Below are 25,278 nucleotides of genomic sequence, written 5' to 3' on the forward strand. Positions count from 1 at the left end.
CCGGCCGCCTCCAGTGACTCTACCTGCCGCGCACCCAGGGTGACGAGGACCCTGGCGAGTTCACCATGGTGCGCGACGGTCCCGCCTCAGCAAAGCACCGCAGCCAACTGGAAGAAGCCCCTCAGACCCTGTCCGGACTTTCCTTCTCCAGGTTCCCCAGCACCTGCTCGGTCACCATGTGGGCCTGGGCGTTGAGATCCTTCTCTGCCACGACGTGAGCAGGAGAGTACCTCTCGATGTACAGAAACCGCCCCTCACCGATGTCCACCGTAAGCGATGCCCGCCAGTCGTCGCCGTACATGATCTGCCGCGCCGCCATGCGTCCCTTGACCATCGCTGGCACGGCCTTGGTCGGGCTGGGATCCGTCGCGTCGGCGGTCTGCAGCAGGGCGTCCTCGTTCTCGAACAGCGTGACCACGTAGCCGGCCGGGTTGTCCTCGTCCGGGGTCATGGAGAAGTAACAGCTGACCTCACCGTCATCGGACAACGGCTCGGCCTCCCAGACACCGATGGACTCCTGCTGGGCCTCTGTGAGGGCGACTTCGCAAACGGAGCCTTCATCCACCTCCGCGGTTGTGAGCGGAGTCGCGGACACAGAATGCTCGGAGCTCGGCTTCCCTGACTTGGTCGAGGATTCCTCGGAGGAAGAACACGCCGCCATCGCAAGGACTGCAAGCGGTACTACTGCCCACACACGCAACTGCGGACGCACGGGTGCTCGTCATCGGTACAGGAGAGACGGACTTGCGAGGTTCACGTGGGGGGTAATCATCGTAGCTGCGCGCCAGCCTTCGATCGGGCAACAGCCCAATCGGGACCGAGATGGCCCCAACATGGCGGGATCAGCGCACCGGCGCCTCCGATTGGTCACACCGGGAACCAACTCACCGACCCGCTTCGGCGATTAGCCGGGCCACCTCTTGTGCGCAGCCCCACGAGAAGGTCACCCCAGCGCCTCCGTGCCCGTAGTCGTGGATCAGCCCCGCTTCCATCAGCACAACTCCGGTGGTGAGACCGGAAACCCCTCCACCCACGACGACGACCGTCCTGCCGACTTTCATGGTCCGCCCGTAGCCGGTTCCGTGTTCCACTGGCTCGACTGTTTCACTCCGACTCCCGCTGATCAGGGCGATACGGGAAATCCAGGGACTCTCGGGACTGGGATCGCAGCATCGCGCACGCCCTTTCGAGGTCCTCCGGCGTGTCCACCGCGATGCCCTCATTCTCAACGGCAAGCATCCGTACGCCGTGCCCGTGCTCGACCAGCCGGAGCATCTCGACGCCTTCGGCACGCTCAACCGGTCCCTGTTCGAGGCGCCGGAACAGGTCAAGTCCGCTGCGCGTGAAGCCGTAAAGGCCAAGTTGTCGCAGGTAGTTCGGACGATGACCCCGCGGATACGGGATCGGCTGGCGGGAGAACATGAGGGCGTTCCCGTTCTCGCCGACCACGACTTTGACGACGTTGTGGTCGATGACCGATGCCGCGTCGTCCAGCTTCGCGTACGCGTTGACCGCCAGGGTCTCGGCGCTGAGGTGGACCAGGGCCTCCGACACCGCGTCGATCGCGGCGGGGGCGATGAACGGTTCGTCGCCCTGGACGTTGATGTACGCATCGGCCTGGACGAGTTGGGCGCACTCGGCGACGCGATCCGTCCCGGTGGGGTGGTCGCCGGTCATCACGCAAGGGATGCCAAGTCGGTGGCAGGCGGCTTCGATGCGCTCATCGTCGGTGGCGACCACGGCGTCGTCGATCCGCTTCGCCTCCTGACAGCGCTGGTGGACGTGCCACAGCAGCGGCATGTCACCGAGCAGGGCCAGGGGCTTTCCGGGAAATCGTGAGGCGCCCCAGCGGCAGGGGATCACCGCTATATGGCGACGCGCTGCGATGGCGGTCACGGCGTTCTCCTGTCGGTCAGTGACGGATCAAGGGCGAGCGGGACGGAGCATGTGATCACCTGGCGAAGTGGTCGAGCCAGACATTCGCGATGGCCCGGCGGTCGAGCGAGGGCATTTCGTGCAGGCCCGGCTCGTAGTCGCCGCGGCCGAGCGCAGCGGTGGCCGCGAGTATCTCGGCCTGCACGAGGTGGATGTACGTGCCGACGGACGCGCCGTGGACGAAGTTGACCGCCCCGCCGTCGGCGAGAACGAAGAAGTGATGGCCTGTCACGTCGTACCGCGTCAGGTGCTCCCCGGCGGGTGTCCGCCGGTAGAGCCCGTCGAGCGAGTCCAGCTCAAGTTCGTCCTCGGAGGACGTCACCGAGGCCACATAGGCGCCGTTGCGTAGCGCCTCGAAGTGCCCTTGCCTGAGCGCCAGGTTGCCCGTGGCGCACAGGACGAGGTCGGCGTCGCGGAGTGCCTCGGTGCGGGAGGTGGTCGTGCGGAACCCCTGGGAGTGCGCCTGTACCCGCTTCACGGGGTCGCGGTCGTAGACGGTGACGCGTACGTCGTTGGCGCGCAGGGTCTGGGCAATGGCGCGGCCGACCTTGCCGAAGCCGATCACGCAGGCACCCCGGCTGACCAGGATGTCGCCGCGAGTGCGGACCAGGGACTCGGTGGAGAAAACGATGGACCGTCCCACCAAGTGATCTTCACAGTCCTTCAGCGGGGATCGGGCCACCGAGAAGACGGGGCAGGGCAGTTGGCCGAGTGACGCGTACCGCTGGTGTCCGTTCTCGGTGTCCTCGACGACGCCTACGACCCGGCCGGAGAACTTCTCGACGAGTGTGCCGAGGCTGGGTGCGAAGTAGCCCCCGATGTCGAGCAGTACGACGTCCCGACCGGGAGCGGTGACCTCCAGGTACTCCAGGGCGCTGGTGGGGTCCGTGAACAGGTCGCGGCTCAGGGGGTGCACGGCGTACTCGCGGCGCACCTCCCTGAGGGTCTGCTGGGAGATGGATCTGGGCTTGGGCAGCACAGCCGCGACCGTGGTGGTCCGCGCCATCGCGTGGAGGAACGCCGGGCGCTCGGGGAGCAGGTGGGTGATGATCAGCGAGCTCATCTGTCCGTCGGCGGGGAATTGCGCGGTGATCCGGCGGAAGTAGGCATCCAGTCGGGATTTTTCGGGGCTCTCCACTGCAACTCCTGTCAGGTCGCGAGATGGTCAGGCCGCAGCGTGGTACGCGGGCTGGGTCAGGGCCTGCATCTGGGCACGCATGCCGTTGTGAAGGTCGACCGTGGGCTGCCAGCCGAGTAGTTCTTGGGCGCGGCCGGGGCTGGCCCAAGTGGTCAGTACGTCGCCGTTGCGTGCGTGCTCCACGTGGATCTGGATATCGCGGCCGACGAGGGTCTTGGCGATGTTGATCACTTCGAGCAGGGAGACGTTGGAGCCGCCGCCCACGTTGACGATGCCCGTGCCGTTCGGAGCGGAGGCAGCCGCGATGGTGGCTGTGACCGCGTCATCGATGTAGGTGAAGTCCCGGCGCTGGTGACCGTCGCCGTACAAGCGGAGTGGCTGTCCGGTGATGGCGGCCCGGAGAGCGCGGTGGGTGAACATGTCGGGGCGCTGGCGCGGCCCGTAGACGGTGAAGTACCGCAGAGCGACGACGTCCGTGGGGCAGTCGGCGCGGGCGGCGTGCGCCAGGCAGAGCTGCTCCTCGGCGAGCTTGGTGACCGCGTACGGAGAGGCCGGCCGAGGATGGTCGCTTTCGACACTGGGACCGCCGCTCGTCGGCCCGTAGACGCTGGAGGATGAGGCCACGACCAGCCGGGGGACGCGCATGCGGGTGGCGGCGTCCATCACTCGCTGGGTGGCGAGGATGTTGGAGGCCACGTAGTCGCTGAAGTGCGGGCCCCACGAAGCTCGTACGCCGGGAATGCCCGCCAAGTGGAAGACCACGTCCGCGTCGAGGAGGAGCGGATCGATCGCGCAGGTGAGCAGGTCGGCGGTGATGTGCATGTATCCCGGGAGGCCGTGCGACGCGGCGAGGTTGGCCGCTGCCGTCTGATCTACGGCGGGGTCGCGGCGGTCGACGCCGATCACGGTGGTTCCTGCCTGGAGCAGGGTGCGGGCGAGGTGAGAGCCGATGAATCCGGCGGCGCCGGTCACCACCGCGCGCCGCGGGGTCGGTGTGGTCGAGGCGGAGGTGCTTTCTGACACGGAACTCTCCAGAGGTTGGTGGGGTCGGTCAGCTCAGTCGGGCCAGCACGGTGCGGCCGTGGGCGCTGAGGGCGAGGTCGTCCTGCTCGTGTCCCCGGACCAGCGCGGTGGCGGCTTCGATGGCGCCGAAGGACTCCAGGAGGTGTTGCTCGGCGTCGCTCAGCTCCCTCCCGTACGCGGAGAAGAAGGCTCTGCGGAGATGAGGAGCGGCCTGCCAGCGGCGGAACTCGAGCCGGGCGAAGTCCCGGATGCGGGCGTCGCGTCGCATGTGCTCGAAGTCGCAGATCCAGAAGCCGTCCCCGATGAGCCAGTTCCTGGGCTGGTAGTCGAGGTGGCACACGGCGCTCTCTACCTGGACGTGGGACAGGAGGTCAGCGACCTGCAGCAGGCTCCTCCTTGCGTCTGTCGACAGGAGGTCCGCGCGGTCGGCCCTGTCGACCCAGCCTCGGAGCCGACCGGCCAGTTCGACCCCGATGCCGCCGGTCTTGGGACCTACCGTGGCCCGGTGGAGGGCACCCAGTGCAAGGCCGGCGTTGTGGTGAGCCTGTTCTTCCTCGGCCGAGCCCGGCGGCAGGCTGTCGCCGCTCTGCCCGCGTATCGCCGTGAGCAGCAGAGTGCGTGTGGAGTCCTGTCGGCCGACCAACTCAGGGGCGTGGCCTTGAAGGTGGCGTCCCCACGTCAGGTAGGCGTGCGCCTCGTGGACATAGCGGTTTCGGTTGGCGTGCTGCTTGGCGAAGTAGGCGTTCCCGCGGACATCGACAAGGTGCAGCAGGTGAGGCGGTAGCGCCGGGTCCGCGACGATGCGGACGGCTCCGACCGTCTGCCGCGCGAGTTCCATGCGCGGGTCGTCGTACGCCGTGATCATGACGTCGCCCATATCGCTGAGGCACCCAGGTGGGCGGTGTCGTTGTGCCGGTCCAGCATCCAGCGCCGCTGGTCGAGCCGGTTGAGGTGGTGCTGCCAGCGGGTGATGGAGCCGTGGGACACGGTGAAGCCCGCTGGCGAACCCAGCGGGATCGCGAGAAGCAGGGTGTGCGCGACGATCACGGTCTCGCCGTGCGCGGCGAACAGGACGCGATCGCCCTCGTGCCGGTCGATGAGACCGTGGAGGAAGTCTCCGGCCCGCTGGAGGTAGCCGTTCCAGGTGTCGGACCCATCCGCCCAGGGCCGGTCGGGGTGGGCGTGCGGCCCGCCGTCGGCGGCGGTCTTCACCTCGGTCCAGGATTTACCGTCGGCCACTCCGTGGATGGGGCCGCCAAGACCGGGCGCGGTGCGCATCGGCAGGCCGAGGGCCTGGCTGAGGATCTCGCCGGTCTGCCGAAGTCGGAGACGAGGACCGGCGTAGAGGGCGGTGAAAGGGCTGTCGCGATGCTCGTCAGCCAGCCGGGCGGCTGCCTGTTCGACTTGGTGGTACCCAAGGTCGGTGAGCCCGGTGCAGGTGGCCGGTCCGCCGACGACGCCGTTGGCGTTGCAGTGGGCCTCACCGTGGCGGACGAAGACGAGTTCCGTGGTGATCATGCGAGACCTTGGAGTCGGGGGCGCGGAACCGGCCGGCCGAAGCGGTAGCCGTTGCGCCCGGCGTACGGGGCAGTCAGAACGCAGTGCAGGGCGAGGAAGTCATAGAGGCGCTCGCGATCCGTCGTACCGAGCCGGGAGTCGTGGCGGCCGGCGGCCTCGTTGTACGTGCTCAGGGCCTCGTCGATGGCGGGTGGGCCGAGCGGTCCGTACGTCATGACCAGCGTCGTGATCAGCTTGGCCAGGTCGTACCCGAACGGGGCGAGTGTGAGGTCGTCGGTGTCGAGGGTGAAGAGCGTGCCGTCCTCGGTGAACAGGAAGTTCCGCGGGTTGCTGTCCTTGTAGAAGGCGGCGGGCCCCTCGGCGGTCTTCTCCAGGAGCATCAGCATCGCGTGCAGAGCGATCCTGTCCGGCAGGTGGCCTTGCTCCAGCCGCCTACGCAGTGCCACTTCGCGTACGGCGAGGTAGTCGCCGAACGAAGTGCCGTTGCGGAAGGCATGCGGTCCGCTCAGGGAGACGGAGCGCAGGTCACTGGCCCAGGCGGTGCCGTGAGCGTCGCCCAGCAGCCCCGCCAGCCTCGGCAGGTCGCCGGGTTCTGCGTGGCGGCCCTCGATCCACTCGAAGGTCAGGCTGTTTGGGCCGATGACCGTCAGGGCCGGCTGGCGGAGCGGCTGTGCGTGGGCGGCCAGCCAGGTGTGGTGACGGGCGGCTGCGGCAGTCGCTTCCTGGGTCGCGTAGGTCTTGGTGAAGTGGGTGGTTCTCACGTCCGGCCTCCTCGCGGTCGGGCCACGACGTACGTGATGACCGAGCTGGTGGCGATCGGTGCGTCCGGGAGGAGTTCGTGGAGCGTGGCGGCCAGCGCGCCCGGCCTGCCGTACAGGTCGGGGGCGAGGTCGTACTTCGGGTTCGTGGCGAGGTACTCGGCCACGTGCTCGTGCCCGTCGAAGGTGAAGCGGTGCTCCTCGTGCTCGGTCGTGATCACGTTCAGGGAGGGCTTCGCCAGGTCGGCGAGGTTGCCGCCGTGCGCGGAGACGTAGAGGCTCTCGTGCTGCTCGGCGCGCGGGTCGAGGCCGGCGGCGGCCACCAGGGCGTCCATCTCGCGGTAGCTGTCGAGCGCCTTGGTGACGAGGATGGCCACGCCGTCGGGGGCCAGGACACGGGCGATCTCCGCAATGGCCTGCTCGGGGTGCGTCGAGTGGTAGAGGCAGAAGGCGGCGACGGCCAGGTCACAGGAACCGTCCGGCATCGGTATGCGGTGGAAGTCCCCTTTCAGGAAGCTCACCTGGACACCGGGAACGCGGCCCACCCGCTTGCGGGCATCGGCCACCAGCGCGGGCGCCGCGTCGATGCCGACGAGGCGTTCCGGATGAAGCTGCTCGGCCAGGACCCGGCTGCTGGTGCCGCGACCGCAACCGATGTCCATCACGAGGCGGAGACGCTCCGAGCCCTGCGCACGGTGGGACCGGGCCAAGTGGACGATGGTGTCGGGTACCGGCCGGCCGGCGGTCCTGGCCCGTATCAACGCGTTGGACCGTCTGGCCAGCCGGGAGGCGTGCCCGTACAGGTCTTCCTGCCGCCCGGGATCGAGGAACGGGTTGAGGTTCATGCGCCGCACCCCCGCTGGAGGCGCGGGCGGCTCAGCTCTGCCGGGCGGCGGCCTTCCGCAACCAGCGCCGCGTCTGCCGTCGGCTGGTCAGCAGCACCACGTCGGCATGCCCGGTCGCGAACTGATCGATCTTGGCCATGACACGGGGACGCATCTTGCGCCGGTACGTCGCCACGTACTTGATCACGCCCCAGTGGATGCGGTTGTGCACCCCGTTGCCCTTGTGCCCGGCGCCGTGCCGGAGTTGCCGGGAGAAGACCCCCCACAGAGCGGCGAGGGTGGAGACGTCCATCAGGACGACGGTGTCGCAGGCTTGGAGCCGGATCTGGAGCGTGGAGTTGTAGTTGCCGTCGATCACCCACTTCTCCCGCGCGACCAGGTCGCGCTGGACCGCGGCGAACTTCTCCATGGACAGTTCGTTCCACTCGTCGTCGTAGAACGCGGCGTCCAGGTGCGTCACCGGGGCGTCCAAGACGTCTCCCAGCGCACGGGCCACATGCGACTTGCCGCTGCCTCCGCAGCCGACGATGGCGACCTTCTTCATGGTGCTCAACCCTAGGGGTGCTCAGGTGTCCGGACGGACCGACCGCCGGAACACGTACGGATGGTCCGAGCTCGGCGGCCTGCGGCAGGTGCTTCATCAGGCGGCTCCTCGCCGCTCTTCGGCAGCTCCCGTGACCGTGGCAAGAACGGTCTCCAGCGCGTCAACCTGACGGCTGAGCCGGAAGAGTTCCAGGCGAGCGAGACAGGCGGCGATCAGTTCGGCGTGCCGGTGGCTGCCGGCGATCTTCTGGAGTTCGGTGATCCGTCGGATCACCTGTCCCCCGGACTGCACCACCAGTTCCTCGGGAACGAACCGCTCAACGTGCTGAATACCGGCCGGGGCCAGTGGAAGACACCCGGCGAGAACGGCCTCGAAGATCCGCTGCGTCATCTGACCGACCGAGGCGTAACGCTCGGGCAGCAGCAGGACAGTGGCCAGGGCTCCGCTGTAGAGGCGGTCCACCTCTGCGAAGGGGATTCGGCCGAGAAAGGTGATGTGCGGCCAGCGGCTGGTGTCCGTCCACTTTCCGCCGACCTGGTGATCGAAGCATGCGGCGGCCGGGGAGAAATAGCGGTCGAACTGTACGTCGCGGTCGTACCGGTTGCCGACGTAGGCGAGCGCTGTCTCCCGCGGCCTCCTGGCGAGTGCGTTCGGATCCGCCTGGTCCAGCAGTCGGTCGTCGACCGGGAAGAGCAGACGGTGGGCACCGGGCGTGGGAGTGAGGGCTGCCTCGCACACCGCGACGCCGGGGACACGGCGAAGGACGTTGTGTTCGCGCAGTTGGCGGTCCTTGTCCCAGATCACGGTGGGGGTACTGCGGAGCACGGTGTAGCGCTTGACGAGTTCGGCCTGGCGGCGGAGGTCGCAGGTGTGCCCCTCGGCGCCGCAGGGCGTGTTGTTGCGTCCGTCGATGAGCCAGCGCCATTCGAGGAACAGCAGGTCGATGTCGGGAATGCCGCCGTCGAAGGTGTACGTACCGCCGAGGTCGTCTCCTGCTTCGAGGAGGTCCCGGTCGGCCTGGAGGAAGACGATCTCGTGGCCGCGCGCGAGGAGAGCGTCGACCAGAGGGCGGCGGTGGCTGCGGCCTCCGTCGGGTGTGTCCGTGATGCCGTTGCCGAGGAAGCCCCAGAAGCTGTATCCGATCTTCATTTGGTGATCCACCGGCCTTCCAGCAGCAGGGCGTCGAGCCCGGAGTTCGCGAGGCAGTCGAGGGCCATGTCCGGGGTGCCGCAGATGGGCTTGCCCTTGACGTTGAGCGAGGTGTTGATCAGCACGGGGACGCCGGTACGGCGAGCGAATGCCCGCAACACGTCGTGCACGAAGGGGTTCTGGGTCGGGCTGACGGTCTGGAGGCGGGAGGTGCCGTTGGCGTGGACGACGGCAGGGATGTGTTCACGGGCCTTGTCCGTCACTCCGGAGGCCATGGACATGTACGGCGCGTCCTGGCCGAGGGTGAAGAACTCCCGTGCTCGGTCGGCGAGGACCATGGGGGCGAACGGGCGGAACGGCTCGCGGAACTTCACGCTCGCGTTCAGACGCTCGACGACGCCAGGCTCCAGAGGAGAGGCCAGGATCGACCGGTTCCCCAGTGCGCGGGGGCCGGCCTCCACACGTCCCTGGAACAGTCCGACGATCATGCCGTGGGCGAGTTGGTCGGCGAGGAACTCCGCGACCTCGATGTCCAGGGTCTTCTGCTGGAGTCCCGGCCACGGGGTGAGGTCCAGGTTCGGCTCTGGGTAGGACGGTCCGAGGTAGCAGGCGCGGGCGATCCCGCACAGCGGTCGGCCGTTCCCGCTGTCGGTGTGCACGGCGATCGCGGCACCGAGCGCGGTGCCCGCGTCGCCCGGAGCGGGCGGCACGAAGACCTCGTCGAAGATGCCCGCCTCGATGATCCGCCCGATGCTGACGCAGTTCGCGGCCACGCCGCCGCCCAGACACAACCGCCGCGAGCCGGTGAGTAGGCGGGCACGCCGCGCCAGGTGGCGCATCACCTGTTCGGTGCGCTCCTGCAGCGCTGCGGCCAGGTCCTGGTGGACCTCCTGGAGCGGCTCGTCCGGGCGCCGGGGCGGGCAGGTCTCCACGTCGAAGCGGCGGGAGGTCCGCGGGTAACCAGAGGTGAGGACGCGAGGCGGGAAGTAGGCCGGGTCCAGGGCGAAGCCGGTGGCGGTGGTGCGGACCGCGCGGGCGAAGAGCTGCCGGAAGCGAGTGGCGTCGCCGAGGGCGGCGAGCGCCATCACGGTGCCTTCTTCGTCTCCTCGGCGCCAGCCCAGATGCTGAGTGACCGCCCCGTACACGTAGCCCAGTGAGGCCGGATCGTAAATGGCCTCCAGGGTGCGGGTGACGGGACGGCCGGCATGGTGGCCATGGGCGATCGTCGTGGTCTGCCGCTCGCCGAGACTGTCGACAACCAGCAGGGCGGACTCGTCCCACCCCGAGGCGGCGAAGGCGGTCAGTTGATGGGCGCGATGATGCAGTACGGGCGAGACCTGCGCGCCGGGGAACTGCCGACCGAGGGACTGGACCCGGCGGCGGGTGCGCAGCGCGACCTTGGCGAATCCGGCGGCCCGTGGCAGAGCCCGGTCGCGGGTTGTGCCCGAGAGCGCGAGGCGCAGGGCCGCGGGGGCCTCGGCGAGGTATCGGACGGGCTGGAAGTTGTACGCGACGGCGTCGACGTCGCCGGGCGTGAGGCCGGCCTCGCCCAGCAGCCACTCGACGGCGTGGTGAGGGTATTCGTGGGTGTGCTTCTTCTGGGAGAGGCGTTCCTCCTCGACGAAGCCGACCAGTTCACCGTCCACCAGGAGCGCGGCGGCGGAGTCGTGCGTGTAGGAGCAGAGTCCGAGAATGACGGCGGGCACGTGGTCCATCGCGGTCGTCACCTCGTTCCCGCGGCAGCCTGTGCGGCCGAGGTTCCGGTGCGGCAGGTCAGTTCGCCGTACCAGGCGGTCAGGGCCTCACCGAGCGGTCCTTCGATGGCGTCGGCGACGCGCCACGCCTCTTCGCGCATCCCGTCCTTCCACAGCCGGTAGCTGCACATCGTCCCGGCCATGGAGTCCCAGCCCGGATGCCCGGTCTCATCACGTGCTTCGACTCGGCGGAGGAGTTCGTCGAAGCCCTCCCACGGCGTGGTGAGTTCGGGCATCAGGGGGCTCGCGGCGACGTCGGTCAGTCCGTCGGCCCTGTCGAGGTCGCGCTCGTAGATGTGCAGGGAGCTGACGTGGTGGTGGTACTCGCCCAGCTCCGCGTCGAGCCAGCCGGCGACCAGTTCGTGCAGCGTGGTGAAGAAGAACAGGTCGTACGGCAGGCCGATCCACACGTCCTGGCCGCGCATGGTGGTGGACATGTGCAGGCGGCCCGCGCGCAGGTGGAAGCGGAAGCCGAGCGTGCAGGGGACGTCCTTGTGCCCGGCGGTGTCGCGGGCCGGGTCGTACAGCTGGATCAGGGCGCGGCGGGAGTCGGGGTCGTCCCTGAGGATCTCGACCACGCGGCGGAGCTGGTCCACCTTCCCGGCCCAGTTCCGCATCCGCGGCCCGTAGGCACCCTGCAGGATCCCGTCGTCGGCGTACTGCCGCAGCTGCTCGTTGTATCCGTAGATCCACGGGTCGTCGGTCCCGGCGAGATGCCAGACGGTCTCGGCCACCGCGAAGGCGGGATTCAGGATCCGGGCGGGCGGCGCGTACAGCAGACGGGCCCTCGGCTGGGTCAGCGTCATGTTGACGTCGAAGATCTCGCGGGTGGCCATTCCGCGCGGGCTGACCTTGTCCCCGCTCTTGGCCAACATCACCGCACCGATGAAGAGTTCGGCGACGCTGTCGCCGGTAAAGGTGTTTGTCATCGCCTGTCGGTCCCTTGCGCTGAGTGGTGGGGAGTTGCGCTGCCGGACAGCGCCTGAGTGACGATGTCCGCGACGGCGTCGGCGCTGCGGCCGTCCCGGTGGCAGATCAACTCCTTGGCCGCCGTCGGTACGCGTACGGTCTGCGGAGACTCGTCGATACGCGTCAGGAGCCTGGCGACGTCCCGGCTGGACTCGCAACGCCAGGCGGCCCCGTGGTCGGCGAGTCCCAACGTGCGCGTGGCAGGAAGCGCCAGTTCCAGTACGGGCACTTCGAGGAGCAGAGCCTCGATCCCGCACGTCGATGACGCGCTGATCAGGGCATCCCCGCCGGCCAGGCATCCGCGGGCTCCGACCTCCGAGCCGATCAAGGCGACCGGGACACCGTTCAGCACGTCGAGCAGAGGCGACAGCGTCTCGGCGTTCTGGGCCGGGTGCGGCGCCACCACGAGGCCCCAGCCGCCCTTCGCGTTCCGTAGCCCCTCGGCCAGAACCTCGGTCTGGCCAAGAAGCCGCTGCTCGTTGAACGGCTGGCACGCCCACACGACGATCCTTGTCGGCGCTGAACCCGTCTGCTCCTTCAACATCCTCTGCAGGTAGGCCCGCTGGCCGAGGCGGTCAACCTGGGCGAGCCCGTCGAACCGCGGCTGGCCGACGACGTACATACGAGCGTCAGGGCGCCGAGTCTGAGCCTGGGCCGCGCGCACATCGCGCGCCCCCATGACCGCGACATGGCGGGAGCTCTGGGAGTGCGAGGAGGTCTGCCCCTCGATCCACGCGCCGTGCTGGACGTAGACGGTGTCCGCGGCAGCACGTTCGGCGGCGCGAACAGCGAGGACGCCGAGCGGGCTGGTGTCGTTGCTGCACAGCAGGACCCGGCTGTGGGACGCGAGGAGAACGGCGTCGAGCCACTGCTCGACGTACAGCGTTGCCGACCAGGACGGTTGGGTGCAGCCTGCGCTGCGTACAAGCAGTCGGGCGGCGAGCCACGCCAGTCTGCCGATGCCGATCTCGTGCTGTCCCACTCGTACCGTGCGCTCGTTTTCGTGCCGGAAAGCGCTCCGGGCAGGCACTTCACCATCGCGGTCAAGGGCTCCATCTGGCAGGCGGAGCACGGTGATTCCCGGCTCCGACGTATCCGGGAAACGTTGATCCGCTTCGGAGGCCGTGTCCACGACGGTGCTCCTCACCCCTTGGCCGGCGAGGGCGGAGAGAACCGGAAGCAGCGTCTCCGCATGACGGGATGACCAGGAGACGGCGCACACGGGTGCGTCGGTGACCTTCAAACGAGGCTGGACCGGCACCGCGAGCTCGCCACCGTCCGGGGTGAGTTGGCCGGGCTCGCCGTGCCCGAGGAGAAAGGAAAGACCTGCCTCGGACACTTCGTACGCGACGTAGCCGAGAGACGTACTGCCGCCGGCCACCACCAGATCCCCGGCTGCGCCGAACACCGTGGCGGTCGACACCTCGTCCAGGTCCAGGAGCCGTCTCACCACGCGGGTGACCAGGCGGCGAATCGGTACGTGGTGGACCGACAGCCAGCTCACGCCGCCGGCCGTCACGAGCGCATCGCCGTACTCGGCTTCCAGCGCGGTCATCAGCGCCTCGACGCCTTGGCCAGGATCGGTCACAGCAGGCTCCCCTCGATGAGGGGCACGCTCTTCTTGCTCACGTCGAGCAGTCGAAGGAGGTCCACCGGCGACTGTGCGATCCGGGGCTCCGGAGTGCCGGGGGCGCCGTAGCCCCATGCGGCGTGGACGTAGGAGACACCGGCTCGGCGAGCGGCCTCACGGTCGACTTCCATGTCGCCCACGTAGGTTGCGGACGCCGGATCGGCCGCGAGGTCAACGAGGGCGAGCAGCAGCGGGTCCGGGGCCGGCTTGCCCCTCCCCGGACCGCCGGGTGCACGGACCGTAGCGAAGGGACAGCCGAGTTGGGCGAGGAGCGGAGCGGCTCTGTCCAAAGGCTTGGACGTCACGACGCCGAGGCGCCAGTCGGCGGCGGCGAAAGCGTGGAGCACCTCTTCCACGCCTTCGAACGGTCGGGCCAGAGGGGAGGCAGCCTGCGAGGCCGCCGTGTACGTCTGGTGGATCCGATCGGCGTCGGCCAGCTCGAGCCGCTCCATGATGTCGTTGAACGGACGGCCCAGATGCTGCTCGTACATCTCGAACGGCAGGTCGACGCCGTGAGTCTGCTGGACCGCACGCCACGCCTCCTGCATGACGGGGCGCGTATCGACCAGGACACCGTCCAGGTCGAGGAGCAGGACGTGCTGCGTCACGACGTCTTCCATCTTCTTCCTCGGAGGTAAGGGCGCGGCGACGGGCGCGTGTTGAGCAGGCATGGCGAACGCCTCCATGGCGAGCGAGTAGGGCTGAAAGGGGTGTGCGGTGGGGGTCGGGCCGCAGGGGACGGCCTCTCGGCGTCTCACGACCGCGAGAACCCGCTTGCCGCTGCCGTCTTCGTTGAGACAAGCCGCCCATGCGTCGGCCTCGGCCGTGACGAGCAGAAGACCGCGTCCGTCCAGCGAGTCCGGCCCACTGGTGCGAGGGATCGGCGGCAAGGGGGAGTTGTCCTCCACCTCGATGCCCACGGTTCCGCTCCGGGCGGTGAGGGTCAGCGTGATGTGCTCGACCACCACCTGGCTGTCCGCGTCCGAGGGGCGCTCGGTGCCACCTGGCGTACCGCCGTGGCGCTCGGCGTTCGTGGTGAGTTCGCTGACGATCAGGACCGTGCGGTCCATCAGCTCTTCAAGTCCCCAGGCCGACAGCGTTTCCCGCGTGAAGGTCCGTGCCGCCCCGGGTGCCATGTCGTCCGAGACCATGGTGAGGCTCACCCGCCACTCGGGGGACTCGATGACGGATTCCAGGCTCCAGATAGGCATCATCTCGGCCTCCTCACAGTGTCCGCCGGAGTCCGTCAAGGACTCGGCGGCAGGTCTCGGTGGAGGCGTCGAAGCTGCGGAGGTGTGCGTCGACCGCCGTTCTCGGACCTCCTTCTCTGGCCTGGGCAGGCTCGGAGACATGGCCCTGCCCGCCCGGCGGCATCCGGTCTCCAGAGCCGTACGTCTGGATTGCGTTCACCGAATTCCTCCCGGGGGAAAGTCCGTTGGTGGTTTGGTTGACCTTGAGCGAACCGTGAATCACGGTGGGTTGGTATCCCCCACCGGTCGGCGATGCCGTCAAACCCGTCAAAGATCATCTTGTGGACAGGGGCGCACGATGAGGCGCGAGCGGAACGAGAAACTGGCCGCTGCGATCGCGGAAACCGGCTGGTCGCAGCCGAAGGTCGCCGCTGCCCTCGTACGGGTTGCGGCCGAGGTCGGCGCCGTCGAGTTGCTCGGCACCAGCCGCTCGCACATCGCGATGTGGATCGCGGGTACGGAGCCTTCTGGGCGGGCACCTCACATCTTGAGCGAGACGTTGTCCCGTCGGCTTCAACGGCCCATCACTCCGGCGGAGATCGGCCTCACCCCGCCGAAATCGGGTGCGGCCATGGCATCCGAATGGCACGTCGATACGGTGAGTGCGTTGGTGGATCTGGGGAGAAGCAACGTGGACCTGGAGCGACGCCGCGTGCTGGCCGGCACGGCCTACTCGGTGACCGGACTCGCCCTGCCTGGCCAGGCGTGGTGGGACGAGGCCCCCGAGCGTGCCAGGTCGCGCCCCGCTTCGACGAACCGGAGAGTCGGGACCACCGAGATCAACGCGGTGAAGGAGATGACCGAGTTCTTCTCGAAGCGCGACCAACGCCAAGGCGGAGTGGACGGCCGGACAGCCCTCTACCAGTACATCTACGACGACGTCGCGACGTACGTCGGCGGCGTCTTCGCCAGTGACGAGACGCGCTGCCGCCTCTTCGCCGCCGCTGCCGGGCTGGTGTACGTCGCCGGCTGGATGAGCTTCGACGCGTCGCACCACGAGGCCGCCCGGCGGTACTTCACCCTGGCAGTGAAGCTGGCGGCCGAGGCCGAGGACGCACCACTGGCCGGCCACGTCCTGCGTGCCATGGCCCACCAGGCGACAGATCTCGGCCACCCCAAGGAAGCCGTGGACATCGCGACGGCCTCGGTCGAGCACAAGCGGTACACCCTGGCGACTCCCCGCGAACGAGCCTTGCTGGGCGTCGTACGGGCGCGGAGCCTGGCCACGGCCGGACGGCGGCAAGAAGCGCGTGTAGCCCTCCTCCGGGCTGAGGACGACCTCGCAGCGGCAAAGCCCGGGGACGAAGAACCCGCCCGTGTCTGGTTCTTCTCCGAGGCCAGCCTGGCGCACGAGACAGCTCGCACGCTCTGGGCTCTCGGCGACCTCCAAGGGGCCCAGGACGAGTTCTGGCGCAGCGTCCACACGAGGGAGACCGGTGCCTTCGGACGCACTCACGTCGTGACCTTGGGATACCTGGGCGCCGCGCAGGCAAGTCAGGGCAACGTCGAGGCGGCGTGCAGCACTTGGGCCCAAGCCCTGGACGCCATGAACGGCGTTCATTCCGGTCGAGCCCGCGAGGCGGTGATCAACATGCGCCGGGTTCTCTCCCCGTATCGCAACCGTGGGATCAGCGCGGCGGCGGAGATCGACGAACGAGCCAAGGCCGTGCTCAGGCGAGTAGCCTGACCGCGCCATGACGATGGGGGCGCGCGGTGCCGAGCCGTACCGAACATCCCATCTGGAGCGGAAGAAGGGGCAGTTGTGACCGCACAGTCCATCGAGGTGCCGATCGTCGCCACGGTTGTCGGGGGCCACCTGAAGGTTGGCGACGACTTCCAGGGCGGCGTGGAATCCATCATCCGGCTGCGTCCGGACTACCCCCTCGACACATTGCAGGGCATCGAGGAGTTCTCACATCTCCAGGTCACCTGGTACTTCTCCGAGGGCTCACCCAGCGACGTCGCGCTGCATGCCCGCAGCCCTCGCAACAACCCGGAGTGGCCGGCGACCGGAACGTTCGTACACCGCAACCACCGTCGCCCCGCCCGGATCGCGACGTCGTTCCCCCGCCTGCTCGGAGTGGACGGGCGCGACCTCCACGTGACGGACCTCGACACCGTCGACGGCACACCGGTCATCGACCTCGTGGCCGTGTTCGAGGAGATGCTCCCCCGCGGTCCTGTCACACAGCCTTCGTGGCCGACCGAGATGCTCCATGACTACTGGAGGGATGCGCGTGAGCGGTGAGCGAAAGATGATCCACGGTCTGGTCCGCGCCAGCACGGCCGAGCTCTACATCTGCCCGCCCACCCCACGGAGCACGTCACCGACGGTCTGACAGGAGTCGACTCTGTGCTGTGCGCGGCGGGCGCGTTCATCCAGGTCTCGTACGAAGAGAGCCTGCCGTCCCGGGTGGTAGGTGCTGACCACCTTCAGACTCCGTTCACGGACAACTCCGGGGTGCGTCTTGAGCAGGCGGCGCCACGCGTCCTGGGCTTCACTGCCCTGGAGAAGCACGACCTCGGCCTTCGGCATCAACCCCAGCAGCTGCTTCAGGACCTCGACGCCGGCCTGAAGCTCGGCCGCCTTCGGCGAGCGGTTGATGTACCAGGGGTAGGCGTTCCAGGGAGTGACGTCTCGCGGCGCGATCCCCGCCCCCTCGAAGAGCTGGACCTGAAGCTCCGCTGTCGGATCGTCGTTCTCCACGCACAGAAATCCGGAGCCGACACCCTCCTGTGTCTTGGGGCCCGGGTCCCGCAGGATCGACAGGGCGCGCGCCTCCACTCCCCCGTGCCAGGGGGCGACGTGCTGCATCCAGCCACGCTCGTCCTGGTCGCGCAAGGCGTCGACCATCTCATTGATCGGACGTACGTGGGGGGCGTAGCGCCCCTGCTCCTGCTCTATCCGGAACGCCTCGTCCCGCATTCGTCGCGCCATATTTCCTCCACCACCGGCTCACACCATCGCGGGGACCCTACCGGGAACGTCTGACACCGCAGACTGCTCGATCGACCCTGCCCACAGATGCCGGAGGACGAGTAGCGAAGGACGCGACGGAGGCTGCGGGCAGCTTCTGCTGTCGATGGGAAGTCCTGAGCATCGCAGATGAGCTACACGCCACCTGGCCGTAGCTATTACGAGAACTGGGCCGAGGACTGTCAGATGCGCCTGGCACGATGCCTGGCATGAGCCCGACACCAGAGCTGACGCAGAGGACCCTGACCGCACGCGGCTTCCGCGGCTTCGTGCCGTTCCGCGAACTGCCCGCCAGCAACGTCCCCACCGGGCACGGAATCTACGTGGTGATCCGCACGGACACCTCGCCCCCGTCGTTCCTCCCCACCAGCCCTGCCGGACACCTCAAAGGCCGCGACCCATCCGTGACCGCCGACAAGCTCGGCGATGCCTGGGTGGACGGGGCAACGGTCGTGTACATCGGCAAGGCCGCAGGCCAGGACGGACTGAACCAGCGGCTTGCCGACTACCGCCGCCACGGCACTGGTCTGCTGGCTGGCCATTGGGGCGGTCGCTACATCTGGCAACTGGTCGACTCGGCTGCACTGCTCGTCGCCTGGCGGCCGACGACCGAGGCCAACGCGGGTGAGGCTGAGCAGGACCTGATCGACGAGTTCAAAGAACTCCACGGAGGAGCGCTGCCCTTCGCCAACCTCAGGAACAACGCCCGAAGGGCTCCAGGGATGGACACCAACATCGACTAAGCCGTGGAACCCGCGCTGCGCCAGGGGAACGAGTGGGCGGCGAGGCCGACGATGTCACCGGTTTCGTCCTCGACCAGGAGCGGGGATGCCAGGGGTGGGGAGCCGAAGAGGGCCTCCTCCACCTGGGCCCGGCGTTCCTCGAACGGCTGGATCTCCGTCGAGCTTGGTGGCCTCGTTGGCCACATCAGCGACGGCGTCAGCCAGCAGCTCGGGTCAGCAACGCTTCTATGCGGGAGCGGATGGACGTGGCCCGGGGGTCGGTATAGGGGGTCAGGTGGGTCAGGGCCTCGATCCAGTGGCCACGGGCAGTCTCGGGGTCCTCCGGGTGAACGGCTGCGGCCAGGTGGTCGAGTTCCAGGGCGAGTTGCCAGGTGTCCCCCAGGTCGCGGTGAACGGCCGCGGCCTGGCGGTGGAAGGTCGTGGCCTCGCCGTGGCGGTCCATCGCGGCATACGTCTGGCCCGTGCCGCGCCAGGCCAGGGCCTCGCGGCTGCGGTCGCCGAGGCGGCGGTGGAGCATGGCGGAGCGCTGGTAGGAGGTCAGGGCGTCACCGTGCTGGGCGGCGGTGCGCTGGATGTCGCCGAGGGTGAGGAGCCAGAAGCCTTCCCGGGTGTGGTCGCGGAGGGCGAGCGCGATGTCGAGCGCCTCGTCGATGGATCGCCGGGCGGCATCCGTGTCGCCCTCTTCGAGTCGCAGGGCGGCTGCGATCCGAAGGAGGTTGCCTTCACCGCCACGATTGGCCAGGGCCCGGTGCGCGGCAAGCGCCTCGTCGATGACCGAGGCGGCCTCGGGCAGGCGGCCGGCGCTCAGGCGAGTGCTGGCGATGTTGGACAGTGCCGTGGCGGTTCGTTGACCATTTCCCAGGTCTCGGAAGACGGACATGGCCTGCCCGAAATGCGCGTCCGCCAAGTCGAGTTCGCGCTGTCGGAGATGGATCAGGCCCATGAGGTTGAGGGCCTGGGCCTCGTCGAACCGGCTCTGTGAGCTGCGAGCCAACGCGACGGCTCGCTCCAGAGCGTCCAGGCCCTCGGAGAAGTTGTTCAGAGCCCTGTGCGCGATGCCCGTGTTGATGAGCAGCCGTGTCTGCGCTCTCTGGTCCTCTCGTCTTGTCGCTGCCTCCAATCCGATTCGGCCCAGTTCCAGCCAGTCCCGCTCCGACGAGGAGGCGGGACGTGCGAACCACAGGATGGTGGCCAACTGCCAAGCCGTCTCGTCCATTCCGTTTCGGGCGGCGTCGCGCACGGCGGGGAGGAAGTTGCCCTGTTCCCGTTCGGACCAGTCGACGGCGGCGTTGTAGTCGGTGAAGACGAGGGGCGTGACTTCCGGCAAGGGGCCAGGCAGTGGCAGGTGGTCCTCTGACGGATAGAGCCACGTCTGGGCGGCGTCGGCGGTGTGGAGGTACCAGCTCAGGACGCGTCGTCGCGCAGCTTGCCTTTGGTCGGACGGCTCCTCTGACTGCGCAAGGTCGGTGGCGTACGCGCGTAGGAGGTCGTGGAACTGGAACCGGTCCGGAGCGGTCTGCTCCAGCAGGTGGGCCCCGACCAGATCGTCGAGCAGCTGGCGTGTTCGGCTGGGTGTGGATTCGCCGAGGGCTGCGGCAGCGGGGAGGCTGAACGCCGCTCCAGGGTGCAGGCCAAGGAGGCGGAAGAGGCGGGCCGAGTGCGTGGGCAGAGCGCGGTAGGACCAGGTGAAGACCGAACGGATGGCTTCGGCCTCGTCATCGATGCCGGTGCTGAGGGCGTCCCAGAGGGCGGACTCGTCACGCAGATCGCTGATGAGATCGTCGAGTTGCATGTGCGGGTGGCTGGCGGCCCGTTCGGCGGCGATCCGCAGGGCAAGCGGCAGACGGGCGCACAGGCGCGCCAGTTCTGCGAGTTTGTCGCCGTCGTCCTCGGGTCGATAGCCCCTCGTGACCGCGCGCAGCAGAGCGACTGCCTCCGGCTCCGGAAGCGTGCCAAGGGTGATCCTTTGGGCGCCGTCACGCACTGAGAGACCCGCCAGGCGGCTGCGGCTGGTGACTACAACGAGGCTGTCTCCTCCGCCGGGGAGCAGCAGCCGGACTTGGCTGACCGTGGCCGCATTGTCCAGGAGGATCAGGACCCGGCGGTCGGCGATCAGTGAGCGGTACATCGCTGCCGCGTCGTCGACGTCCTGGGGAACCTCGGCCGGGGCCACGCCCAGGGCCCGCAGGAAGCGCCGAAGTGCCTGCGCGGCTGTGACCGGTTCTCCGGGATCGTACCCGCGGAGGTTGACGAAGAGCTGGCCGTCGGGGAACTGGTCCTTGACCTGGTGCGCCCAGTGCAGGACCAGCCCGGTTTTGCCCGCGCCCGCCGTGCCGGCCACCACGTGAACGGAGACGACGACGCGCCCGCCGTTCCGGTCGGCAAGCACCGCGTTCAGCTGTCCCAGTTCGTCGGAGCGGTTGACGAAGGTGTTCACGTCGGCCGGGAGCTGGCGTGGGACGGGCCCCGACGGCCCCGAGGCGGCGACGTGGTGGAAGTGGATGCCACCAGTGACGCTCCCGGCCTGTACGACATCGCGAGACGACCCGGAGAGGTCGTTCTGCGAGTCTCCGGGTCGCCTGTTGCCCTCTGTAGGCACGTCGATCGATGCGCCTGGTCAGGCCGCGGGCGGCGGAGGCAGGTCGGCCACGGCACGGTCGAAGTACGCCTGGACGTCCTCCGCAGCCGCGTACAGTTCCTGCAGATACTCCGCCCAGTTCCTCACGGTGCTGGGATCGGTGAAGCGAATCGCCCCGTCCGGTTGACCGGCAGCGGTGTACAGCACACGGTAGAGAACCCGACTGTCCAGAAGGTTCAACTCCGGCAGCAGCGCATCGCCCTCCGCGGCGGCGACCGCGGAAGCAGGCAGGACGCGAACGGAATGCCCGCATTCCGCGCTCAGCCGCAGCCAGTGCAGCTCCCACTGCACATACGGCGTCAGCGGCTCCTCAACCACACGAATACGATGAAAGACCGCCCCGCGCGACACTTCGTCCCTGGCCTTTCGAACCAAGGCGTCACGGTCGGCCTCGAACAGCCGCAACACTGCCGGCCAGTCCCCCTGACGCAGCGCCTCCCGGCTGTCGTCGTTCGTCTCCTCGAAGTGCTGTAACCGCTCCAGTTTCCAGGACTCCCCATCGCGGATCGCGGCGCGCCGCTCCCGGAAGTCCCGCTTGTAGTCCTCGCGTGTGAGCCGCTCACCCAGCTCGTCCGGGAGCCCAGGAGCGAGGAGATCAAGCATCGGGAATGTCCACCTTCGCCGCACTCAGCATGTTGCCCGGGATGACGACCAACCGCTCGTCCGGCCCCAGGTTCACCTCGCTCGGCAGGCGCGACCGGTAGTGCGCGGTGAGATCGCGGCCGATCACGGCAACGTCACCGTTGCTCAACTGCCAGATGTCCGGGCACTCGTCGTCGTCCTTGGAGTTGCCCAACTCCGCCGCCGACTTACCGAGGCGCTTGACGAATAACGCAGACGGATCGGCTTCCCATGCGCGGGCCACGACTGCCTCCAGTATCCACAACATCACTGACCGTGTCCTCAACGATACCGGGCACACCTGGATGCGTACATCAGGAAAACCGCCAGTCCACGCAGCACTCCCCCAGCGGACGCGCGGACGTCCTGAGCTACCGCTCAATACCGCACGGGTGATCCGAGTCATGCAGATGACGGGACGCAACCCCCTGCGTCGACGGCATCCGAACCGGGGCCGCCCGGGACGTCGCAAGGGTCAACCGAAGCCGTCAACTCTCCCGCGCGGGAGGAACTGCAGGACTGTTGAAGGTGATGCCGGAGAAGTCCCGACCCTGGATCACCGGACCATACTGGGTACCGCCACTGACTGTGTTGGTCACCGAGCCCTCAACCAACGCTGGAATCTGGCCACGCCACGAGTCCAGCGCGGCAGCGAACTCCGGGTCAACGGCCGCCCGCGCGGCGAGGGCGCCACTCAACACTTCTGCCCGTGCCGGTTCGCCTGGCGCCTCGCTCAGCGCCACCAACTCGGCCTCCCCGGGTGCCGGGGCTCCCGCCTGCCTGCCGAACGGTCTCCGCACCAACTCACTCAGCGTCGCCCATGCCTGCCGACCCACCTCGCCCCCGGCCCCGCCTGCCAGCGCCGCCAACACTCCCACCGATACCGGATCCAAGGCGTCTCCTCGACTACACGTTCCCGGTCTCATTTCGACTGACCCACGGTAGAGGCGCAACCATCCTCACCGCAGCCCGAATCTCTGATCCTTTCCAGACGCCGCTCAAATGAGCCGCGTCAGACCACCCGCCGCCGTCCGGGGCGGCAGACCGCACCGAGCCCGAGACGATGCCGCGCAGGCCCTGCGCGCGGCCGACAGTCCAGCCGGTGCCATAGGCGAACAAACCGCTATCAGGCGGCAAGGCCGTGACGCTCGCTTCGGTCATCGTCCTGGCCCCCATCCCCTTGCCCCAGCCCCAGCAGCTTTAGCAGGTCGGCCGTCACCACTCGGTAGGCGTTCCCGAGCCGCAGAACCTTGACCGGGTACTCCCCTTGCTTGGCGAGTCCGTAACCGGTGGATCGGCCGATCATCAACGCCCGGTTCGAGGTGTCGAGGTCGATCACGACAGGAAGGGCAAGCAGTTCGTCGCCCGTCAACCCTCGCGCCTCACGGACCAATCCAGATGCCGTCATGATGCCCTCCTGATATTTTTAGGTGCCGTGGTGGCGCGAAAGATGTATCACGTAGTTGCGGCGGCGCTTTATCGCTGCATACAGTGTCACCATGACACCTGATCAATGGCCGACAGCGTTCACCGGTCGGATCGCCCAGCGCTTGCGGGACGCGCGCAAGGCCGCCGGCCTCACCATGGCCGAAGTCGCCCAGGGTTGCGCCGACCGCGGCTTGCCGGAGTTCACCGAGCACTCCATGAAGAACCTGGAGTCCGGGCGCAAGACGAGCATCACCGTCGCGGACCTCGTCGTCCTGGCTGACGTCCTGGGCGTCCCGCCAGTGACTCTCCTCTTCCCACTCGGTTCCTCGGCCACGGTCGAGGTCCTCCCGGGCCGGGAAGTGTCCACCTGGGACGCGGTCGCGTGGTTCACCGGCGAGTCGCCTCTGGAGGGCCCCGCCCCCGAAGGCACCGCCCGGGACGTCCTCGACGTCTTCCGCCAGCACGGTGACCTGGTGGCCGCCGCGATGTCCTCCCACGCCCTGGCCAGGGAGCGGCGGCGCACGGCGAGCACCACCCTGGACCGGACCCGCAGAGCCACCCTCCTGCAGCGCGCCGAGGGCTACGAGGAGCACGCCTTCGAGGACTGCCAGGAACTGCGCGCGTTCCGAGGCCGGATGCGCGAGCGCGACCTGGCACCTCCGGCTCTGCCCGACGAGCTGGCCTTCGTCGACCAACCGGAAATACCGCCCCACCCGGAGGACAGCGAGTGAAGAACGGCAACCTCATACGGCGGTGCCGCTGTACTGACCCGAAGACCAAGAAGGAGTACGGCGCTTCCTGCCCCAAGCTCAAGTCCTCCCGACGACACGGCACCTGGACCGCCGCCCAGGAACTCGACCCCGCACAGGACGGCCGCCGAAGGCGGTTCCGTCGCGGCGGCTTCGAGACCTCCACCAAGGCCCAGGAGGAACTGGACAAGGTCCGCGCCCTCATGGGCATTCCCGAGGAGGACGACGCCTGGGGCAAGACTCAGATCAGCGACCTCCTGGAGAACTGCGTCAAGGACAAGGACCCCGTCCCGGACTACGACGAGACCCGCCGCCGGTTCAAGACCGGGCAGACCCTCAACTCGAAGACCACCGTGGCGGAATGGCTCGACACCTGGCTCACTGGCCGCAAACGCCTGCGGCGCGGCGGGGCCACCCGCTACGAGCTGGATATCCGGGTCCACCTCAAGCCACACCTGGGCCATCTTCGGCTCGACAAGCTGCGCGTCCACCACGTCGACGCGATGTTCAACGCGATCAACGAGCGCAACATCGAGATCCAGGAGCAGAACACCCAGCGCCGCTCGGTTCGCGACGAACTCAACGCGACCCCATGGAAGGGCGCGGAGAACCGGGCGCGACGCAAGTGGCTGCAGGCACAACTCGACGCCATGCCGCCCTTCCGCCGGATCACCGGCCTCAATACCCAGCCGCATATCCGCGACACCCTGCGCGCCGCGCTGAACATCGCCATCGCCCAGCAGGTCATGCCCGCTTTCAATCCCGCCGCCCACGTCGAGCTGCTGCCCGGCGCCAAACCGAAGGCCACCATCTGGAGCGACGAGCGCATCGCCCACTGGCAGGAGACCGGCGAGAAGCCCTCACCAGTCATGGTCTGGACCCCCGAACAGACCGCCAGGTTCCTCGACTCGGTCGCCGACGACCGCCTGTACCTGTTCTGGCGGCTCATCGCCTTCCGGGGTACCCGGCGCGGCGAGGCATGCGGCGTCCGCTGGCAGGACCACTCGGCGAAAGCCCGCTCCCTGGCCATCGCCACCCAGCTCGTCCAGGACAACTGGGAGGTCCACGAAGGCGCGCCCAAGACCGACAGCGGCGTCCGTCTCATCGCTCTCGACGACGAGACGCACCAGCTCCTGCTCGCCCACAAAGCCCGTCAGGAGCAGGAACGGGAAGTCTGGGGCGAGGGCTGGCAGGAGTCCGGCCGGATCTTCACCCAGGAGGACGGCTCCCTGCTCCACCCCGGCAAGGTCAGCGACCTCTTCGAGCGCCTCGTGGACGCCGCCGGCCTGCCGCCGATCCGCCTTCACGATCTTCGTCACGTCGCTGCCACGCTCATGCTCGCGGCCGGGGTCGACGTCAAGGTCGTCTCCGAGACCCTGGGCCACTCCGACACTCGGATCACCCGCGACACCTACCAGTCCGTCCTGGACGACCTCGCCCGCGACGCCGCCGAGAAGGTCACCCAGCTCGTCCCACACACCCGCAGGGCTCTCTCCGCCGTCAAGGACCAAGAGCCGGCTACCGGCACCCGCAGGCCCCGGATGACCCCGCCCCGCAAGGGCAGCCCAGCAGAAGACGAACGCACCGCCTGACTACCACCTGACCCGGA

General features: G+C 68.4%; 25 protein-coding genes. 5 read left to right on the plus strand and 20 right to left on the minus strand.

The features are described from left to right. Positions 1–121: 121 nt before the first annotated feature. The 14 genes from OG241_RS25210 to OG241_RS25275 form a co-directional block, all read right to left on the minus strand. Positions 122–565 carry a hypothetical protein gene (locus OG241_RS25210; protein ID WP_405818117.1) on the minus strand — a complete coding sequence of 148 codons (444 nt, stop codon included), beginning with the start codon at positions 563–565 and terminating at the stop codon, positions 122–124. Positions 566–1,104: 539 nt separating this feature from the next. Further along, positions 1,105–1,896, minus strand: a complete 792-nt coding sequence (locus tag OG241_RS25215) for a 3-deoxy-manno-octulosonate cytidylyltransferase (RefSeq protein ID WP_405818119.1) — start codon at positions 1,894–1,896, stop codon at positions 1,105–1,107. A gap of 55 nt (positions 1,897–1,951) precedes the next feature. Beyond that, positions 1,952–3,073 (minus strand): adenosylhomocysteinase, encoded by a 1,122-nt coding sequence (locus OG241_RS25220; protein WP_405818121.1) that lies wholly within the window; start codon positions 3,071–3,073, stop codon positions 1,952–1,954. A gap of 27 nt (positions 3,074–3,100) precedes the next feature. Further along, positions 3,101–4,096, minus strand: a complete 996-nt coding sequence (locus OG241_RS25225; protein ID WP_405818123.1) for an NAD-dependent epimerase/dehydratase family protein — start codon at positions 4,094–4,096, stop codon at positions 3,101–3,103. 28 nt (positions 4,097–4,124) lie between these two features. Further along, the gene (locus OG241_RS25230) at positions 4,125–4,973 is read right to left on the minus strand and encodes a phosphotransferase (protein ID WP_405818125.1); all 849 of its coding nucleotides are present in this window, start codon (positions 4,971–4,973) and stop codon (positions 4,125–4,127) included. Beyond that, positions 4,958–5,614, minus strand: coding sequence for a histidine phosphatase family protein (locus OG241_RS25235; protein WP_405818127.1), 657 nt, complete (start codon positions 5,612–5,614; stop codon positions 4,958–4,960). Before OG241_RS25235 ends, OG241_RS25230 begins: the two co-directional genes overlap by 16 nt. After that, positions 5,611–6,375, minus strand: a complete 765-nt coding sequence (locus OG241_RS25240) for a phosphotransferase (protein WP_405818129.1) — start codon at positions 6,373–6,375, stop codon at positions 5,611–5,613. Before OG241_RS25240 ends, OG241_RS25235 begins: the two co-directional genes overlap by 4 nt. Next, on the minus strand, positions 6,372–7,217 hold the full coding sequence (locus OG241_RS25245; protein WP_405818130.1) for a class I SAM-dependent methyltransferase: 846 nt from the start codon (positions 7,215–7,217) through the stop codon (positions 6,372–6,374). Before OG241_RS25245 ends, OG241_RS25240 begins: the two co-directional genes overlap by 4 nt. A 31-nt stretch (positions 7,218–7,248) precedes the next feature. Continuing rightward, entirely contained in the window at positions 7,249–7,761 is a 513-nt protein-coding gene (locus OG241_RS25250; RefSeq protein WP_405818132.1) for a topology modulation protein, read from the minus strand. A 96-nt stretch (positions 7,762–7,857) separates the two neighbouring features. Then, on the minus strand, positions 7,858–8,910 hold the full coding sequence (locus tag OG241_RS25255) for a hypothetical protein (protein WP_405818134.1): 1,053 nt from the start codon (positions 8,908–8,910) through the stop codon (positions 7,858–7,860). Next, entirely contained in the window at positions 8,907–10,625 is a 1,719-nt protein-coding gene (locus tag OG241_RS25260; RefSeq protein ID WP_405818136.1) for a carbamoyltransferase, read from the minus strand. Before OG241_RS25260 ends, OG241_RS25255 begins: the two co-directional genes overlap by 4 nt. An 8-nt stretch (positions 10,626–10,633) precedes the next feature. Next, the gene (locus OG241_RS25265) at positions 10,634–11,593 is read right to left on the minus strand and encodes a thymidylate synthase (protein WP_405818137.1); all 960 of its coding nucleotides are present in this window, start codon (positions 11,591–11,593) and stop codon (positions 10,634–10,636) included. Next, a complete protein-coding gene (locus OG241_RS25270; protein WP_405818139.1) occupies positions 11,590–13,221 on the minus strand; it encodes a hypothetical protein in 1,632 nt (543 codons plus the stop codon). The genes OG241_RS25265 and OG241_RS25270 overlap by 4 nt, the downstream gene beginning before the upstream one ends. Next, positions 13,218–14,477 carry an HAD-IA family hydrolase gene (locus tag OG241_RS25275; RefSeq protein ID WP_405818141.1) on the minus strand — a complete coding sequence of 420 codons (1,260 nt, stop codon included), beginning with the start codon at positions 14,475–14,477 and terminating at the stop codon, positions 13,218–13,220. The genes OG241_RS25270 and OG241_RS25275 overlap by 4 nt, the downstream gene beginning before the upstream one ends. Before the next feature lie 334 nt (positions 14,478–14,811). Between OG241_RS25275 and OG241_RS25280 the strand changes: the two genes are divergently transcribed. Both OG241_RS25280 and OG241_RS25285 read left to right on the plus strand, forming a co-directional pair. Further along, positions 14,812–16,200 (plus strand): Tat pathway signal protein, encoded by a 1,389-nt coding sequence (locus tag OG241_RS25280; protein WP_405818143.1) that lies wholly within the window; start codon positions 14,812–14,814, stop codon positions 16,198–16,200. A 75-nt stretch (positions 16,201–16,275) separates the two neighbouring features. Further along, positions 16,276–16,761, plus strand: coding sequence for a TrmO family methyltransferase (locus OG241_RS25285; RefSeq protein WP_405818145.1), 486 nt, complete (start codon positions 16,276–16,278; stop codon positions 16,759–16,761). A gap of 45 nt (positions 16,762–16,806) precedes the next feature. On the opposite strand, the gene OG241_RS25290 is transcribed toward OG241_RS25285, so the two are convergent. Beyond that, positions 16,807–17,451, minus strand: a complete 645-nt coding sequence (locus tag OG241_RS25290; RefSeq protein ID WP_405818147.1) for a uracil-DNA glycosylase — start codon at positions 17,449–17,451, stop codon at positions 16,807–16,809. Between the two features lie 248 nt (positions 17,452–17,699). On the opposite strand from OG241_RS25290, the gene OG241_RS25295 reads away from it, so the two are divergent. Further along, complete coding sequence (locus tag OG241_RS25295) at positions 17,700–18,233, plus strand: hypothetical protein (RefSeq protein ID WP_405818149.1); 534 nt, start codon at positions 17,700–17,702, stop codon at positions 18,231–18,233. Here the strand turns inward: OG241_RS25295 and OG241_RS25300 are convergent. The 5 genes from OG241_RS25300 to OG241_RS25320 all read right to left on the minus strand — a co-directional run bounded on the left by OG241_RS25300 (position 18,230) and on the right by OG241_RS25320 (position 22,900). After that, on the minus strand, positions 18,230–18,418 hold the full coding sequence (locus tag OG241_RS25300) for a hypothetical protein (RefSeq protein ID WP_319092663.1): 189 nt from the start codon (positions 18,416–18,418) through the stop codon (positions 18,230–18,232). The genes OG241_RS25295 and OG241_RS25300 overlap by 4 nt on opposite strands. Before the next feature lie 11 nt (positions 18,419–18,429). Continuing rightward, positions 18,430–20,832: an ATP-binding protein gene (locus OG241_RS25305; protein ID WP_405818151.1), complete on the minus strand. Its 2,403-nt coding sequence runs from the start codon at positions 20,830–20,832 to the stop codon at positions 18,430–18,432. Between the two features lie 18 nt (positions 20,833–20,850). After that, positions 20,851–21,474, minus strand: a complete 624-nt coding sequence (locus OG241_RS25310) for a DUF6879 family protein (protein WP_405818153.1) — start codon at positions 21,472–21,474, stop codon at positions 20,851–20,853. Continuing rightward, complete coding sequence (locus tag OG241_RS25315) at positions 21,467–21,736, minus strand: hypothetical protein (protein ID WP_067020178.1); 270 nt, start codon at positions 21,734–21,736, stop codon at positions 21,467–21,469. Before OG241_RS25315 ends, OG241_RS25310 begins: the two co-directional genes overlap by 8 nt. An 882-nt stretch (positions 21,737–22,618) precedes the next feature. Beyond that, positions 22,619–22,900, minus strand: coding sequence for a hypothetical protein (locus OG241_RS25320; protein WP_405818155.1), 282 nt, complete (start codon positions 22,898–22,900; stop codon positions 22,619–22,621). A 91-nt stretch (positions 22,901–22,991) separates the two neighbouring features. Here OG241_RS25320 and OG241_RS25325 point away from each other — a divergent pair, with 91 nt between their 5' ends. Further along, a complete protein-coding gene (locus OG241_RS25325; protein WP_405818157.1) occupies positions 22,992–23,651 on the plus strand; it encodes a helix-turn-helix domain-containing protein in 660 nt (219 codons plus the stop codon). Further along, a complete protein-coding gene (locus tag OG241_RS25330) occupies positions 23,648–25,261 on the plus strand; it encodes a tyrosine-type recombinase/integrase (protein WP_405818159.1) in 1,614 nt (537 codons plus the stop codon). The genes OG241_RS25325 and OG241_RS25330 overlap by 4 nt, the downstream gene beginning before the upstream one ends. The last annotated feature ends 17 nt before the right edge of the window (positions 25,262–25,278 follow it).

It is taken from the genome of Streptomyces sp. NBC_01390 (assembly GCF_045040105.1).
Classification (GTDB): Bacteria; Actinomycetota; Actinomycetes; order Streptomycetales; family Streptomycetaceae; genus Streptomyces.